The organism is Methylocaldum sp. GT1BB, assembly GCF_051027545.1.
Lineage (GTDB): Bacteria > Pseudomonadota > Gammaproteobacteria > Methylococcales > Methylococcaceae > Methylocaldum.
Genome location: NZ_CP194902.1, coordinates 3,435,251 through 3,451,508 on the forward strand (window position 1 = coordinate 3,435,251; position 16,258 = coordinate 3,451,508).

Sequence of the window (16,258 nt, forward strand, 5' to 3'; positions counted from 1 at the left end):
CGCGCAACGGCCTTATTCAACCGGCTTCTTTTCTAGACTGATCTTTGATACCGTCATGCGTGGAGAACGAAGCGGATAGCTGAAACGGTGACCGTTCCGACGTTCTCGCATCACTTCACCAAGTTCGCGTGATTCACGGGGGGACATCAGTTCGAGGACATGCAGGCCTACATCATTCAGGCAGCATCGCGACCATGCAAACATTGATCACCGGCGGTATTCCCAAGATGGACCGCAGCCCGCCGGAGGACAGGGTGCTCAATATCGCCAAGGGGATTTCCAGTGCGACCGGTGAAAGCTTTTTCCGCTCATTAGTCGAACACCTTGCCGCTTCCCTTGACGCCCACCGCGTCTTCATCGGCGAACTGGTGGAAGCCGGCTCGGAACGGGTGCGCACCATCGCCGTGTGGGCGGACGGGAAAATCGTAGACAACTTTGAATACGATCTGGCGCATACCCCTTGCAGGCACGTGATCGGCAAGAGCCTGTGCTCCTATGCGAGCGGTGTGCAGCAATCGTTCCCCCAGGATCGGTTTCTCGCCGAGATGAAGGTTGAAGGGTATGTGGGAACGCCGCTTCTTGATTCGGGCGGCCGTGCCCTGGGCCTGATCGTGGTGTTGTTCGACCACCCCATCGAAAGCCCGAAGCTGGCCGAATCGATCCTGCAGATTTTTGCCGTGCGCGCCGGGGCCGAGTTGGAGCGCCGCCGGGCCGAAATGGCGCTGCGGCACAGTGAAGAACGCTGGCGCCAGGTGTTTGAGAATTCCGCGATCGGTATCGCATTATCCAACGTGGATGGCCGGTTTCTGGCCGCCAATGCCGCCTTTCAGCGAATGCTGGGTTACACCGGAGAGGAACTGCTTGCACTCTCCTGGCCCGATATCACCCACGAGGAAGACCGCGGCAATAACTTGGCCCTTTACCAGGAGTTTCTCAGCGGGACGCTCCAGCAGTTCAAGATCGAAAAGCGCTATCGGCGCAAGGACGGGAGGGTGCTCTGGGTCAGCAACACCATTTCCCGGGTTTTGGACGGAGGCTACTGCCCCGGCTTTGTCATGGCATTGGTCGAGGATGTCACCGAGCGCAAGCGGCTGCAGCAACAATTGCAGGAGGAACACGAGCGACTCCGCCTTTTGCTGAATCTCACCAACGAGGTGCTTTCGCACCTGGATCTGAGACAACTCTGCCAGGCCGTTTCGTCGAGCGTCCGGCGCGTCATGCAGTGCGATTTCGTGGGTCTTACTCTGCCCGATCTCGAGGCGGGCGGGATGCGCCTTTACACGCTCGACTTCCCGGACGGCAAAGGAACCGTCCGGGCAGGCGCGCTTTTTCCTATGGAAGGGACGCCGTCTGGTCTGACGTTCCGGACAGGTCGCCTCCAGGTCTTCGACGCCCAGCGCATGGCCCAGTTCGATAGGGGAATCAATCCTGGCCTGGCGGAGGGTCTGAAATCCGGTTGTTTCTTTCCGCTGATCCATTGCGACCGCTTGCTCGGCACCTTGAATCTATTGCGGCTGGCGGACAGCGTCTTCAGCGATGGGGAGATCGATTTCCTGGAGAAAATCGCCGGGCAGGTGGCGATCGCCGTGGACAATGCCCTGAATTACCGTGAAGTGAGTGAGGCGAAGGAACGGCTGGCAGAGGAGAAGCGCTGTCTTGAAGACGAAATCCGGATCGAGCACGACTTTGGCGAAATCATCGGCGAAAGTCCTGCGCTGGCGTGCGCTCTCAAACAGGTCGAAATCGTGGCGACGACCGATGCGACCGTTCTGATCTCCGGTGAGACCGGTACCGGCAAGGAACTCATCGCCCGGGCCATTCACGACCTGAGCGCGCGCTCCGCTCATCCCTTCGTCAAGGTGAACTGCGCGGCCATTCCCAGGGATCTGCTTGAGAGCGAGCTGTTCGGCCATGAGAAGGGCGCCTTCACCGGGGCGATCGCGCGGCGAATCGGTCGGTTTGAACTCGCACACGAGGGCACTCTGTTTCTCGATGAAATCGGTGAGATTCCGTTGGATCTGCAGCCCAAGCTGCTGCGGGTGCTGCAGGAGCAGGAGTTCGAGCGGCTCGGCAGTGCCCGTACCGTTAAAACCAATGTCCGGTTGGTGGCGGCGACCAACCGAAACCTGGCCCGGATGGTCAAGGAGCAGACGTTTCGTGACGATCTGTATTACCGTCTGAACGTCTTTCCCATCACGGTTCCGCCTCTACGCGAGCGTCCCCAGGACATTGCGCCCCTGGTGCGACATTTCGTGGAAAAGTTCGCGCGGCGCATCAACCGCCCGATCACCCACATTCCCAACGAGGTGACCGAAGCGCTCAAGCGTTATCAATGGCCGGGCAACGTGCGCGAGCTTCAGAACGTCATCGAGCGCGCGGTGATTCTGTCGCCCAATGGCGTGCTGCGCGTGCCCCTGCCCGATTCGGTATCCGTTCACAAGGAATCTTACACAATGCGGGGCGCATCGAGAACACTCGAAGACGTCGAACGCGAACACATCCTCCAAGTCTTGCGGGAAACCGACTGGGTGATCGGCGGGCCGAAAGGGGCCGCGGAACGACTGGGCCTCAAGCGGAGCACCCTGCGCTCCCGCATGGAAAAACTCGGCATATCCCGCGACATGTCGTGACGAACATTATCGCTTTCAGTAAGGCATTAATTTCTGTAGGGTGGGTTAGGCCGCGAGGCCGTAACCCACCGAACGGCCTCGGACCTGTCCTGAGCCAAGTCGAAGGGTCGGTGGGTTACGCGGGGCCTGTCCTGAGCTTGTCGAAGGGCCTGTCACGAGCGGAGCCGAGGGGCTATAACCCACCATCGATGGGTTTCGGTTCGCTCTACCCATCCTACGATGAATGTTCACTCGAATGCCGAATGGAATAAGACTCGAAAACGTGTCACAGGCCATATCCCGCTTCTTCATGGTATCCAGGTCGCGGCTGCCGATAGCCGCAGCGGTGAGTTGCATGGATTCTTGTCTTGCCCGGTTGAAATCGCTAACTATGGGGGCGGGTGACCAAGAGACCGAAGCCACGGTCGGCCTGTAGGAGACGGCCGTATTGCAGTACATGTTCTTAAGCTTTTTGTATTGCCAATGCGCGGTCGAATGTTCCTTGCCTCTTTATGGCTAAACTCCAATATTCCCGATTTTGGTCCTTATTTCCGGCAGCTTTCTCTCATCATAAAGAAAATGACCAATCCGTTACCATCGCCCGATTCAGAGGCCGATCAGAGTTTGCCTCGAACCCTTCGAGAAGCCGTGGACCGGTTGACCCTCCAGCTGAGTCAGGCCGAAAAAGACAAAATTGCCGCGGCATCCAGTGCGGACGCCATCATCGTCCACTTCAGCCTAGGGGCTTATATCCGGAAGGTCTTTGGTCTTTGGCGCGGAAACAAGGCGCAGATGGCATCCTGTGGCGCTCTCAATCCCGAGGAGGCTTCGGTCGTGATTATCCGTGAGCTGTGGGCAAGGTTGCGGCGCCAGTCCGGTCTGTGATGTGAGCGCAGCTTGCTACCCTTCTGTAAGGAGGAGATTAATCTCATGAAGCGCGGTCTTCCTCCAAATTGTCCTTTTGCTCAACCATTTAATCTGTGAGGCTGTCGATGCAAGCCACTGCCACCGATATTGCTCATGTCATAGAACTTGCGGTGGCGCCCGTATTTCTTCTTACCGGCATCGGTGCTCTACTGTCGGTGCTTAGCTCTCGCGTTGGCCGCATCGTTGATCGGTCCCGCCAGATCGAGGACAAACACGCCGGCACGGACGAACACCTCCATCCGGACATTCAGTGCGAGATCAGTATGCTATCGCGCCGCGCCCGCATAGCGTACTGGGCGATTAGCCTCTGTACGGCCTGTGCCTTGCTCATCTGTACACTCATTGTCGTTCTGTTCGTCGGGGCCTTCTTAAGCCTGGATGTTTCGAACGCTATCGCGATTCTCTTTATCGCCGCGATGGCCGCCCTGATCATCGGCCTTTATTGCTTCCTGCACGAAATTTATCTGGCGACCGCCAGCTTGCGGTTCCGATGGCGCTACCGAAAATGAGCACCGTTATCAGCTGCTGCCAACACCATCGTTTGGCATCAATCTTTCTTCGTCGTGTTGTCGAGGAAAACAGAGCGGCGCTATAGGGCATCTTGCAAAACAGGCGAAGCATATTCGGCTAATAAGGCCAGAATGTCTGTATCGCAGGCCCCGCAACCTGAACATGCACCGGTCGCTCTCGATATGCTGTCCAGGTCGTTGACTCCCTTATCGACAAGTCGCTTGATCTGTCCTGTCGTCGTCCCGCTACAGCGGCAAATCACGTTCTTTTTCTGGTCGGGATGGTTGATGTTCATTTCAATGGCGAAAGTCTAGAGCTCTAGGGTAAGGCACAACGGATACCGTCGTGACTGCTTCGCGCCGTCGTGGGTCGGGCGGGTAGGGAGCCGTGGTCGAGGAGCTCTTTGATCCGGTCGACAGGGTGGCCGCTCTGAACCGGAAAACTCGGTTCCATCGGCGCCGGTTGCAGAAACGCCCCGTGCGCATCCGTCGGTATTTTAAACTTCGGAAGATTACTTATCCGGCCGCGGCCGGATGATTCTGATTTAACTCAATGCCAATCCTGTGTCGGGTGTTATCACCGTTTTCATTGCGCAGTAGGCACTATCGGTCGAGCATGGATTTCCGTCTGAGCTATTAATCAGGCCCGTAAATACCCTCCTGGTATTTCGGGCCGCCGCCCAGGCCCGGTACACGCCCGGCCTGGGCTCACGCGGCTTGTCGCCGCGCCGGGGCATCCCTGCCCCGGATTAACCCGGCCTATATTTATAGGCCGGGTTAATAACCAAATATTTGCTAGCCGCTTCACGGATAGGTAAGGGCGATGATCTTTATAACGAAACCATCTCGAAGACAGGGGTGGATCAGTGCTTATAATGACACGGTGTCTTGCGTCCGATGCAATTCCCGGTGAACTTCGGCACCGCCGGAGGTAGCGAGGAAATCGAGGTCCGGTTTACCTAAGGTTGGCAGTCAGGAGGAGGGTATTACTCTCTCTTACGTCGGAATTATCGTCCACCACCCGCATCTCTGCGTTAGGCGATGGCACTGATGTCTTAGAGACGGGAAGGGTGGTCCCTTCGTCAATCGTCGGCAAACGGATGCTGAACGTGGAGCCGAGTCCAGCGCCAGGACTTGATGCCGTTACTTGTCCGCCGTGTAGTTCCACTAGCCGTTTTACCAGGGTAAGCCCGATGCCTAGTCCGCCCTGAGACCGATCCAGGGTACGCGTACCCTGCTGGAATAGCCCAAAGATCGTCGGCAATAGTTCCGTCGAGATGCCAGTGCCGTTGTCCCGCACCTGGATCTCGACTTCGCCCCCGAGCCGTTGGACATCAACCTCGATCCGGCTGCCTTCCGGAGAGTATTTGCTGGCATTGTCGAGCAGGTTAAGCAACACTTGAGACAGGCGCACGGAATCGCCCTCCAACATTATCGGTTGGTTAGGCAGACAAGCATCGAGATGTTGTTGTTTGGCCGAGATGAGGCCTTGTGCCGTCTCCAAGACGGATTTAATCACTTCTACAAGGTCAAGCCGCTCTTTCTTCAGCGAAATTTTGCCGCGCGCGATACGGGAGACGTCCAGTAGATCGTCGACCAGGCGAGCGAGGTGCGTCACCTGTCGCTTAATGATGTCCTTAGCCCAGTGAAACCGCGTGTCTTCCAGCTTCAGCATGTCCAAAATGTGGGTTGCGTTGCTGATGGGGGCCAGCGGATTTCGGAGTTCATGAGCCAGCATGGCCAGGAATTCGTCCTTATGTTGATCGGCTTTGCGCAGAGCAGCCTCGGCCTGTTTGCGCGAAGATATATCGCGGCTCACGATGGCGATGCCAACCGGTTCGCCCGTGCTGTCTTTGATGAAGAACACGTTGTAGATCATCCAGATGGCGGCGCCGGTCTTGAAATGCCGGAACCTGATTTCCACATCGGCGTGGCCCTCGCGCATAACGCGCGGGAAAAATTCTTCAAGGATGAAGCGCTGGTCTTCGGGGAAGAAAAATTCCTGGATCGGTGTTCGGATGCACTGCTCCAGGCTGTCTATGCCGATCAGGCGCATGCCGGCTTCGTTGATGTAAAACGGCGTGAAATTCATGTCGCATATGCCGATGAAATCCATGCTGTTATCGGCCAGCGAAACGAACTTTTGCCGTTCCAGCTCCATGTGCTTGCGCTCGGTAATGTCACGCAGGGCGATGACGTAGCCGGATTGCCCGTCCCATTCGATCGGTGTGGAGCGCATTTCCGCCCAGGCGAGTCCGTTCGGACGGATTAAATTAATGTCCTGATGGCTGTTTTTATCAGGATTGATCGGAATCGCCAGCGATTGACCGACTATCGGGCTTCGCGCCAGCAGGGTTTCGGCAGCTTGGTTGGCATAGAGTACGACACCCTGGCTGTCTACAACCAAAACGCCGTCGGTGATAGTGTCGAGGATCAGATCAAGCTTGCGAAGCCGGGTGTTCATGGTCGATAAGCGTGCTTAAACGATGATGGTTTGTACGCCGATTCCTTTCGCTTGAGTGGTAATGGCCGCCATGATCGAAGGAGCCCGCGACAAGTCACCGAGCAGTTTCAATACGGGTTCCGGCATGTCGCGCACCAGCATCGGCGTTGCAAACACGTCCTTTTCCAATGCTTTTTCCGGCATGCCCAAGACTTCGACGACGTCCAGAACCCATTGTCCGGGATCGTAAAGATTGGCGAGCGCAGTGGAAATCTGCTCGACCAGACGGCGGGTTTCACTGTTCAGGGACACCACATACAGGGTTAGAACCAGTTTGTGCTGGTTTGCGCGCCGTTCTTCCTGAGGATTGCCGATACGGGCAATCTGGGCGAGATTGCGAATTTGTGCGGAAGACAGCGGCTTGCTGGCCAGTTCGAACTGAAAGCCTTCCTCATTGATGCCTTTCAGTTGCTCCATGTATTCGTTGGCAAAGGCGGTGACGATGTAAACGTTCAGCGTTTCGTCAATGGTTTTCAGACGGCGCAAGGTTTCCACGCCATCGATGCCGGGCATGCGCAGATCGAGAAAAATCAGATCGGGGCGTTCCGCGCGGGCCAGCTCGATGCCTTGTAAACCGTTCTCGGCTACGCGAACCGAGAAACCGTCATTTTCCAGAATCAGCTTGAAGGCGCTGCGCACTGCCGGGTCGTCATCTATTACCAGGATTTTGCTTGCCATAACCTTGTATATCGTTTCTCTTATGTATCGAATTCAAATGCTCAAACATGGGGAAAGCGTAGCCGCATGCAGCAGCCGTGCCCCTGTAAACTCTCCACCTGTATATGGCCGCCGACATCCTGAACCAGACGGCGGATGACCGACAAACCCAGTCCGGTGCCTTTTCCGGGAGGCTTGGTGGTAAAGAACGGATCGAAAATTTTGGTTTGCACCTCTTGCGGGATGCCGGGACCGTTGTCGGCCACGCTCAGTTCTAACATGCCGTCCACGGGCCTGAGCATGATTCTGATTTGTGGTTGCTGGCTATCGACTAGTGCGTCGCGGGCGTTAATGATCAGATTGACCAGGATCTGCTGCAGACTGTCGGAGCTACAGCGAATGGCCGGCAGATCGTCGACGGCATCCACCTCGACCTTGATGCCGTGCTTGCCCAATTCGCCTTCCAGCAGCAATAGAGTTTGCCTGATCGCCTCCGCTATCTGGCAGGTGCCGCTCGGAGTCGATCGGTTGTGAACGAATACCAGCATGTTGCTGACGATCTTCTTGATACGGTGAATTTGCTGTAGCGCCTGATCGAGAATTTCCTTCGATTTTTCATCCGTACTTCTGTCTGCGGCGAATTCGACGAAATTCATCACGCCCATCAGCGGATTGTTGATCTCATGCGCCACACCGCCGACCAGCGTCCCCAATGCCGAGAGTTTTTCCATCTGCAGCATGTGTTCCTGGTTTTCCTGTAGTTTCGTGTAGGCCTTCCGAGTTTGTTCCAGGAGGCGGGCGTTTTCCAGGGAAATCGCAGCCTGGGCGGTCAACAGTTCGGTCATGTCGGTTTTTTCAGTGGTAAATACACCTGCCGACAATCGATTTTCCAGATAAAGCAAGCCGATGAGTTCGTTTTGCTTGATGATCGGCAGACACAACACCGAACGCAGTTTTAGCGCCTGCACTTCCGCAGTGTCCTGAAACTCGCCCTCGGCCATCGCATCGTGCAGTAATACTTTTTTACGCGTGCGCAGTACGTAGTTGACGATAGCATGACTAATGCTGCTGCGGGTCTGTTTAAGACTGAGATACTCGCGATTGACGATGTGTTTTTCGCCGACATGGCTTTCGGCGGCGACCAGCAGTTCATCCGCTTCCTTGATCAGCAGGTAGCCATGCTGAGCCCCCGAGCTTTCCAGCACGACGCTCATGATTTTTTGCATGAGCCGATTCAGATCGACTTCCGCAGACAGGGCCAGCGCGGATTTGATCAGATAATTGAAATCGAGATTCGGCAGCGTAGCCGGCTTGTCGAGGGCGACAGTTTTTTCGGCACGAACTGGGTAGTCCGCTTCAGTATAAGGGAGGCGTTGCTGCAATTGCGCGTTTTTGCGATCGGCGCCGCACGCCCGGTAGATACGTCGCGCCGCGCCGTAATAAAGTCCGGCATCGCCGAGATTGCCGGCTGCCATGACATCAGCCAATGCTTCGTATAAATGGCCGGTGAGCAGGCCGTAGTTTTGTTCCTGGGCGACCGCGATCGCATCCAAATACAAGTTGCGGGCCTCGCGCATTTGGTTTCGAGCGCGGGCGATCTCGGCATGAACAAAGGCCAAAAAGGGTTTCAGCAGGGGGCCGAGACGGGCCCAGGTTTCCAGTTCGGCCAGCAACGGCGCAATTTCCGCTTCAAGCGCCGGCCAGTCGGCACCCTCCGGCCAGCGCAGGCGATTGACGATACGGAAGACATACCAGAGCCGTTTCAGCACGTTATCGGTCAAACCGTGCAGATAGCGTTCCACCGTGTGCAAGGACACCGCTGCCGCGGCGTAATCGCCTAAATAATGGTGGGCAAAACCCAGCAGCGCAAAATAACTGCCGGAAGCGGCGACATAATTGTCGGCTTCCCAGCGCGCCAGGGTTTCGGTCATGTCCACCGGCTGGTAATCGGGTTTCATCGGCGCCACCCAGCCGGCCAGCACGGCTTCGGCGAGGCCGACCGAGAACGACAGTTGGTTCTTGCGGGAAAAATGCAGGCATTCCTCGGCGGCTTCTTCGACCAGGCGCAGATCTTTGCCCTGCACCTGCAAATTCCACATCAAGGGGCCGTAGGACAGGCCGGCGTTATACAGGTCGCCGCAATTCTTGCCGCACTGTATGGCTTTGTGGCAGTAATCGACGATCTCGGCCGGATGGCTGCGCGAATGCATGTTGCACCAGACGATGCCGTTCATGCCGCGGGTGGCGCCAAAGGTATTGGGGTGTCTTTCACACAGGTCGTGGGCCAGATCCTGATAACGGAACGCGAGTTCGAACTTGCCCTGTTCGCCGAGATTGAGGCCCATGATCGAAAACGAGTAAATCACCGATTCGTCCATGCCGCCCTGCAGGCAATGCAGGGTCGATTGCGCGGCGGACAGATACAGCTGCGGCACCAGGCCGGACATATAAAGATCCGGAATGAGCTCGCTGTAAAACGCCAGCTCGATCTTGCTCTTGCGGTCCTGGGTAAAAGGCATGTGCAGGATCGTCGTCCAGACGTCGCCTTGCCGTTCGATTTCCGCCATTAAGGCCCGCATTCGCTGGTGAGCGATCTCGGCTTGTTCGGGGATTGATTTATCGAAGTAGGCCAGGCCTCGGTTGGCAGTCGCGATCGCCTCGTTGAAGTTGCCGAACGAGGACAGCGACGTGGTCTGTTCCGCCAGGGCTTCGGCTTTGTCCAAGTCGCTGGCGGCGTATTCGATCAAATGATTGAGCAGCGCTTCCGATCGTTCATAACGGCCGCACATCAACTCGGTCTTGGCCAGACGCTGGTATATGCGAAAGGTCAGATCGTAGGCCTGTTGCCAGCAATCGTCGGGCAGGTAGTCGTGGGCTTTCTGGAAAAAGTCGTTGGCGGCATCGCCGGCCAGCGCATCCAGCGCCTTGTTGCCGGCATGGAAGTTGATATCGACCAGTCGATACGCCAGCTCAGGTTCCATCTCCGCCGGGCGGCCCAGGTTGAGGTGGGCGGCGATGGTAAACAAGTTATCGAGGAGTTCGAGATGGGTTCCCGCCGGCACCGCTTGCAGCAGGCGGTTGCCGATGCGCCAGTGAATCGCGGGTTTGGCCTCAGTGTCGACCTGGCGCAGCACCGCTTCCTGAACCCGGTCGTGGACGAATTGCAGATCGGATTTGTTTTCCAGCAGCATCCCCAGATTCAAGACCGGCTTCAAATCCTCAAACAGCTTTTCAATGGGAATGTCCAACACCAGCGCCACGTCTTCGACGCTGAAACGGTTGCCCATGCAGGCACAGTGGTCGAGTATATGCAGGGTCTTGACCGGCAGTTTGCTCACCTTGGAGCTGAACAATTCAACTACCGAAGTCGGCATCTGCGTGTCGCGAATCCGCTTGATGTCCCAGTGCCAGTGGTGTTCGGCATCGGTGTTCAGCAAGTTCTCGTTATACAGCCATGCCAAACTTTCGCTGACGAACAGCGGGTTACCTTCGGTGAGGTGGGCGATAAATTCCGCCAGATTGGCCGTGGCTTCCAGCGAAGAGTCGAGGATGTAGGCCACCATTTCATGACAGTCGGCGTCAGTGAGCGCCTCCAGGCGAATTTCCGCGAACGGACCGTTGTTTTCCTGAATCTTGCGGATCAGCTTGCTGAGCGGATGGCTGCCGTCGACTTCGTTGTGCCGATAGGCGCCCATGAAAAACAAATAGGGATGTTCATCATGGTTGTCGAACAGGTTTTGCAGAAAGTCGAAGGTTGCGCTGTCGCACCATTGCAGGTCGTCGATGAACAGTACCAGCGGATTGTCTTCGCTGGCGAGACAAGCGAGAAACCGGCCGAACAAATTGTTGAAACGATGGCGGGCTTCCACCGGAGGCAGATGCGGCACTTCAGGCTGCCGTCCGATGATGAATTCCAGTTCCGGCAACACGTCGATGATGACGCTTCCGTTGTTCTCGACGACATCGAGTATTTTCTTCCGCCACTGCTGAACCTGCAGATCGCTTTCGGTTAAGAAGATGCGCATTAGATTGCGCAAGGCCTGAATCAGCGAGCTGTAGGGGATGTTTTTCTGATACTGGTCGAATTTGCCGGAGGTGAAGTAACCGCGATTCTTGACCAGCGGTTTTTGCAGTTCCTGAATCAGCCGGGTTTTGCCGATGCCGGACAGTCCGGAAATAAATACCGAGCGGAATTTGCCGCTGATGACCTCGTCATATTGCTCCCGTATCAGCTCGCTTTCGTGCTGGCGGCCCACCATCTTCGAGATGAAGATGACCCGACGGCTACGATCGTGCAGGCCGATCGTGAACGCTGATACGCTGCCGGTGGCGGCGTACTCGTCCTTGCAGCGGATTAGGTCGGCCAGTAACCCTGCGGTGCTTTGGTAACGCTTCTCCGGCTGCTTGACGGTAAGTTTGGCAATGATGTCGGCCAAAGCTTGGGGAATCTGCGGTTTGAGCTGATTGACTCTAGGCGTTTCCTCAGCCAGATGCGAGTGAATCAGTTCCAGTGGATCGCTGGAAAAAAACGGCAGCTGACCGGTCAGCAGCTCATAAAACACGATCCCTAATGAATACAAATCGGTGGAAAAATCCACGCGATAATTGATGCGGCCAGTCTGTTCCGGCGAGGTGTAGGCCAAGGTATGGCGTACGAATTCCGGATCGTAGATGAAATGGCTGACGTCACGAATGTCGAGCGGGGTGATGAAATCGGTCAGCCGGAGCGTCAGCGTCCCCGGTTGAATCAGAATATTATGGGGCTTTATGCCGCCGTGGGTAATGCCGGCATCATGTACCGCGTGCAGCGTATCGGCCAGCGTACAAGCCAGCGTAAAAAAATCGTTGAGATCGAGTTTATTTTGGTGTGCCACCCAATGATTCAGCGTTTGGCCCGCGAACCAGGACTGAACGATAAACTGAAGGTCGCCGTAGGACTCCAGCGCGAGCGGCGTACAAACCCGCGGATCGTGCAGCACTTTCAGGCGTTCGATCTTCTGGCGCAGATGCCGCGACTGATCGTCCCAGCTCGACAGCTGCTTCAGCAGTTTGATGACCAGCGGTTGGTCGGGGACGTGTATGTGGTAGCCCTTGAATACCGAGGCCTGCAAGCTTTCTCCGAGTTTTTCGGTAGCGATGTAGTTGCCCAGTGTTGGCAGGCCCTGCGGTTGATGCTTTGTTGTTATATCAACTGCTTGCGCTATGCTCTCTGGAACGTGAGGTATGCCAGGCATGATGAAGTAATCTCAGGCTAAAGCCGAAGGCCTTGCGACGGTGAAGTCGCGAGGCTTGAATAAGAGCGGGGCTGTCGCGAACCGCCATATGATGATCCGTTAATATCCACCCACCGAATGTGGTTTAGGCCATGTTAACACAATGTCTGTTAGACTTCGCGCATGGAGCTCAGTGAATCTCAATATCAACAAATCGCCCACTGTCTGCCGCGCCAGCGCGGTAATGTGCGTCTCTCGAATCTCCAGGTGCTCAATGCGATCTTATATGTCGCCAAACATGACTGCACGTGGCGCAGCTTGCCGCCTCGCTTTGGCCCCTGGCACACCGTGTATACCCGCATGATGCGCTGGGCCAAAAGCGGCGTGCTCGACCGGGTGTTCGAGCAATTGCAGCACCAGCAGATCATTCAGATCAAAATCGAAATTGTTCCGGTCAAGATCGAAGCGGTGCCGTTGGATAGTACGGTCATCGAGATACATACGGATGGCACCGGCGCATTAAGGAAAACGGCCGCCAAGCCGTTGGCAAGCCGCGCGCCCGATGGAGCACCAAAATTCGTGTGGTTGCCGCGAATGAATGCTGTGCTATAACCTTTGCCCTCTCTTCCGGCTATGCCCATGATATCCCGAAAGATCGTCCAGTGCTGTCGGGTTCGAGGGCTCCGCCGGTCTCCCGCTGCCTCATCATGGACCGCGCCAGCGCAGGCGACGAAATCCTTCAACTCGCGCTCGATCTGAGTACCTAGGTTCGTTACGCTCAATGCGACCGCTTGCCGCCCTAGGAGTACTACCTCGCGACGTTCCGCACGCGCAAAAAGGTCTGGTTTGGTCCATCGACTCAAAGGGTTTCGCCGATTCTTCTCTCGCTTCGATAATCTGGACCTGATATTTGCGGCGGTTATTCATTTCGCCTTTCATCGAAGTACTCAGGTTGTGTTAACAGGCCTTGGTGCTATAGCCGCATTTACATTCTAACGACGCCGGGTGATCGGCTGAGGAGACGATTCTATACGGCAGTAGGAGAGTACGCTGACGGTGCTGCACCAGTGGATTGTCGAGCCGTCATCACCGGGCCTTGCAGGAGGCCGCGGACACGGTGATGCCGCCGCCACTGAATCCAATTGCCACTGCACCACCTCTGCGCTGATGCGCGCCGAACGGGCGCGGGCCGACCATCGGACCTACCGCCTGGCTCGTCATGAAGCGGTCGTGAACCTGAGGCAACAAAGCTGGTCGTTTCGGGCGATTGCCCACCATTTCGATCTTGAGTGTATTATCGTACGGCGTTTCCTACGGGCCGAAGGCATTCCAGAGCGGGCGTTTCGGGCGCCGGTCCCCGGCCTCATTGATCCGCTCCGGCCGCACTTGCCGCAGCGCTGGCGGAACGGGTATTCATAACGCCCGGCGGTTGTTCCAAGAGATCGCCCAGCAGGGCTTCTTAGGATCGGAAAGCCTGGTGCGGCGGGCCGTTCAAGGATGACGGATCCCTCCGGTCGCTGCAGATAAGGCGCAGAGCCGCGCGGTCGTGCGACCTGTTTCCCACGCTCCCCGTTGGGCGAGTTTTTGGTTTGTTGCCCGGAGGTAGACCTGGGACCGAGCCAGGTCTACCTCCGGGCAACAAACCAGAAGAATGGAAGAGGCGAGAGTGTGCCGCTGAATCGGGAAGTACGGGAAGCGATCCTATCGCGAGCACGCTTCAGAACTACGCACTGCCCGGCTTCGCCCTGGTTTTTCGCTCACCGGACGGAACGCGGCTTGGCTCGATACGGAAGGGATTCGAAGGGGCTTATAAAAGGCGGGAATCGAGGACTTTCATCCGCGTGACCTGCGTCACACCTGTGCGGCCTGCTTGGTTCAGGCTGGAGTTTAGATCCGGGAGGTAGCGGAACCCCTACGGCATTCAGACATCCGGGTAACGATGCGTTATGGCCATCTTTCGCCGGAGAATGTCAGGGCTGCGGTGAAGGCCCTTGAAGGAGGTCGGTCACGATCTGGCCATGCTGTGACTTTGATCGAGTAGGAGAAGACGGGATAACCAATTGATTAAATTGGTCGGGGTGAGAGGATTCGAACCTCCGGCCACTGCCTCCCGAAAGCAGTGCTCTACCAGGCTGAGCTACACCCCGGAAATTGGATTTTAATAGCTTCGTTCGACCGATAAGTGGGCCAGCTGAACGAGTGCGTCCTTGTAGTCTGATGCGGGAAGTGCATTGAGCAGTTCGACCGCTTTGTTTGCTTCTTCCCTAGCGCGCCGTGCAGTGTACGCGATTGCGTCCGTAGATTCAACGATTTCGTAAACTTCGCGGAACGCATCGCGGTTGCCGTTCTCGATAGCGTCCCGAAGTGCGGCGGCCTGCGATGCATTGCCGTGCTCGATGGCATAGATCAGAGGCAGCGTCGGTTTGCCTTCGGCCAGGTCATCACCGAGATTTTTTCCGAGCTCTTCGGGATTCGCCATGTAATCCAGGGCATCGTCGATCAACTGAAACGCAATGCCGAGGTGAAGGCCATAGTCCTTCAGCGCCAATTCGGTGGACTCGGGCGCTCCCGTTAGCACAGCGGCCAATTGTGCTGCGGCGCTGAACAAGATTGCGGTCTTGCGAGAGATGACTTCGAGGTACTTGTGTTCGGTTGTTGCGGGATTATTGCAATTGAGAAGCTGCAACACCTCGCCCTCGGCGATGGCTGTGGTGGTGCGGGAGAGGATCTCCATGATGCGGAGGTCTTGCACGCTCACCATCAATTCGAACGAGCGGGAATACAAGTAGTCGCCGACTAGAACGCTGGCCGAGTTTCCCCAAAGCGCATTGACGGTATTTCGCCCACGGCGCAGGGTCGATTCGTCGACCACGTCGTCGTGGAGGAGGGTAGCCGTGTGAATGAATTCGATGACTGCTGCAAGGGTGATGTGTTGCTGCCCTTGATATTGGAGAGCCTTGGAGACCAGCAGCAACAGCATCGGGCGCAGTCGTTTGCCGCCGCTGTTTACGATGTATCGGCCGATCTGATTGATAAGCAATACATCGGAACTGAGCTCGCGAAGAATGAGTCGGTCGACAGCCGACGTTTCTTCTTCTACCAAACAGCGGATACTTGTAAAGGCTGTTTTTGGATTTTGCGAAGCTGTCGTTGTGATCTGTGACGTAGTCAATATGCTCATTAAGGATGAAATTGCTCTCGCTGCGGCAGAGTCCTGCAAAACGCTGGAATGCTATGGATGAGAGGTCGGCGTGTCAAGCTAAAACGGTTTCGACTTGCCACTTAGCGTAGCCGAACGCCAGTCGATGCATCATAGATGGCCGTTGGACCGCGCAGTCCTCCGAGTCGTCCGGGGAAGATCAGGACGCGCCCGGTAGAGAAATGCTTGCGAGCCGATATCGGCGTACGGGCTGGCGGCCGGCCGCTTTTGTTGGCGCTGGTCGATACGATCGGCCCGCCGAAAGCGCGGCATAGGGCGGCCGCATCGGGATGAGCCGTGACGCGGACGGCCAGCGTCGCGTGTTCGCCTCGGAGCCAAGCCGGTACCCAGCTAGCAGCGGGAACGATCCAGGTGACCGGTCCGGGCCAGGTCGCCAAGAGTCGGCTCCGCATAAATTCGGTCGGGATGTCGAGATAAGGTTCGATCTGATCGAATTCCGCGGCAATGAGGATCAGTCCTTTCGCCGAGGGTCGTTCCTTTAAAGCCAGGAGCCGGCGTACCGCATCTTGGTCGAGAGCGTCGCAGCCGAGTCCGTACACGCCCTCGGTCGGATAGGCGATAATGCCTCCGCGACGCAGGTGACTCGCCGCGAGCCTCAGACGAAACGGCGAGAGCATTTT

The 16,258-nt window shown here is 56.6% G+C and carries 9 protein-coding genes, 1 tRNA gene and 1 pseudogene; 4 read left to right on the forward strand and 7 right to left on the reverse strand.

The window, feature by feature from the left end; translation table 11 throughout:
* Positions 1-194: 194 nt before the first annotated feature.
* From ACR2TX_RS16780 to ACR2TX_RS16790, 3 genes are all read left to right on the forward strand, one after another.
* Positions 195-2,630: a sigma 54-interacting transcriptional regulator gene (locus ACR2TX_RS16780; RefSeq protein WP_434130231.1), complete on the forward strand. Its 2,436-nt coding sequence runs from the start codon at positions 195-197 to the stop codon at positions 2,628-2,630.
* 558 nt (positions 2,631-3,188) lie between these two features.
* A complete protein-coding gene (locus ACR2TX_RS16785; RefSeq protein WP_434130233.1) occupies positions 3,189-3,494 on the forward strand; it encodes a DUF6794 domain-containing protein in 306 nt (101 codons plus the stop codon).
* 107 nt (positions 3,495-3,601) lie between these two features.
* Positions 3,602-4,045: a DUF2721 domain-containing protein gene (locus ACR2TX_RS16790; protein ID WP_077730188.1), complete on the forward strand. Its 444-nt coding sequence runs from the start codon at positions 3,602-3,604 to the stop codon at positions 4,043-4,045.
* 80 nt (positions 4,046-4,125) lie between these two features.
* On the opposite strand, the gene ACR2TX_RS16795 is transcribed toward ACR2TX_RS16790, so the two are convergent.
* The 4 genes from ACR2TX_RS16795 to ACR2TX_RS16810 all read right to left on the reverse strand — a co-directional run bounded on the left by ACR2TX_RS16795 (position 4,126) and on the right by ACR2TX_RS16810 (position 12,439).
* Positions 4,126-4,341: a (2Fe-2S)-binding protein gene (locus ACR2TX_RS16795; RefSeq protein ID WP_086135549.1), complete on the reverse strand. Its 216-nt coding sequence runs from the start codon at positions 4,339-4,341 to the stop codon at positions 4,126-4,128.
* A 659-nt stretch (positions 4,342-5,000) separates the two neighbouring features.
* Positions 5,001-6,509 carry a PAS domain-containing sensor histidine kinase gene (locus ACR2TX_RS16800; protein WP_347257390.1) on the reverse strand — a complete coding sequence of 503 codons (1,509 nt, stop codon included), beginning with the start codon at positions 6,507-6,509 and terminating at the stop codon, positions 5,001-5,003.
* Positions 6,510-6,524: 15 nt separating this feature from the next.
* A complete protein-coding gene (locus ACR2TX_RS16805; protein ID WP_077730190.1) occupies positions 6,525-7,226 on the reverse strand; it encodes a response regulator in 702 nt (233 codons plus the stop codon).
* 41 nt (positions 7,227-7,267) lie between these two features.
* A complete protein-coding gene (locus ACR2TX_RS16810) occupies positions 7,268-12,439 on the reverse strand; it encodes an AAA family ATPase (protein WP_434130236.1) in 5,172 nt (1,723 codons plus the stop codon).
* A gap of 162 nt (positions 12,440-12,601) precedes the next feature.
* Here ACR2TX_RS16810 and ACR2TX_RS16815 point away from each other — a divergent pair.
* Positions 12,602-13,414, forward strand: a pseudogene (locus ACR2TX_RS16815) (IS5 family transposase).
* 1,074 nt (positions 13,415-14,488) lie between these two features.
* Here ACR2TX_RS16815 and ACR2TX_RS16820 read toward each other — a convergent pair.
* The 3 genes from ACR2TX_RS16820 to ACR2TX_RS16830 form a co-directional block, all read right to left on the reverse strand.
* Positions 14,489-14,565, reverse strand: a tRNA-Pro gene (locus ACR2TX_RS16820).
* Between the two features lie 11 nt (positions 14,566-14,576).
* A complete protein-coding gene (ispB, locus tag ACR2TX_RS16825) occupies positions 14,577-15,599 on the reverse strand; it encodes an octaprenyl diphosphate synthase (protein ID WP_077731610.1) in 1,023 nt (340 codons plus the stop codon).
* 101 nt (positions 15,600-15,700) lie between these two features.
* The gene (locus ACR2TX_RS16830) at positions 15,701-16,255 is read right to left on the reverse strand and encodes an L-threonylcarbamoyladenylate synthase (protein ID WP_077731609.1); all 555 of its coding nucleotides are present in this window, start codon (positions 16,253-16,255) and stop codon (positions 15,701-15,703) included.
* Between the last annotated feature and the right edge of the window lie 3 nt (positions 16,256-16,258).

Coding starts and splice junctions, on each gene's coding strand:
- ACR2TX_RS16780 (WP_434130231.1), top strand. CDS start 195: ATGCAAACATTGATCACCGGCGGTATTCCCAAGATGGACCGCAGCCCG.
- ACR2TX_RS16785 (WP_434130233.1), top strand. CDS start 3,189: ATGACCAATCCGTTACCATCGCCCGATTCAGAGGCCGATCAGAGTTTG.
- ACR2TX_RS16790 (WP_077730188.1), top strand. CDS start 3,602: ATGCAAGCCACTGCCACCGATATTGCTCATGTCATAGAACTTGCGGTG.
- ACR2TX_RS16795 (WP_086135549.1), bottom strand. CDS start 4,341: ATGAACATCAACCATCCCGACCAGAAAAAGAACGTGATTTGCCGCTGT.
- ACR2TX_RS16800 (WP_347257390.1), bottom strand. CDS start 6,509: ATGAACACCCGGCTTCGCAAGCTTGATCTGATCCTCGACACTATCACC.
- ACR2TX_RS16805 (WP_077730190.1), bottom strand. CDS start 7,226: ATGGCAAGCAAAATCCTGGTAATAGATGACGACCCGGCAGTGCGCAGC.
- ACR2TX_RS16810 (WP_434130236.1), bottom strand. CDS start 12,439: ATGCCTGGCATACCTCACGTTCCAGAGAGCATAGCGCAAGCAGTTGAT.
- ispB (WP_077731610.1), bottom strand. CDS start 15,599: ATGAGCATATTGACTACGTCACAGATCACAACGACAGCTTCGCAAAAT.
- ACR2TX_RS16830 (WP_077731609.1), bottom strand. CDS start 16,255: ATGCTCTCGCCGTTTCGTCTGAGGCTCGCGGCGAGTCACCTGCGTCGC.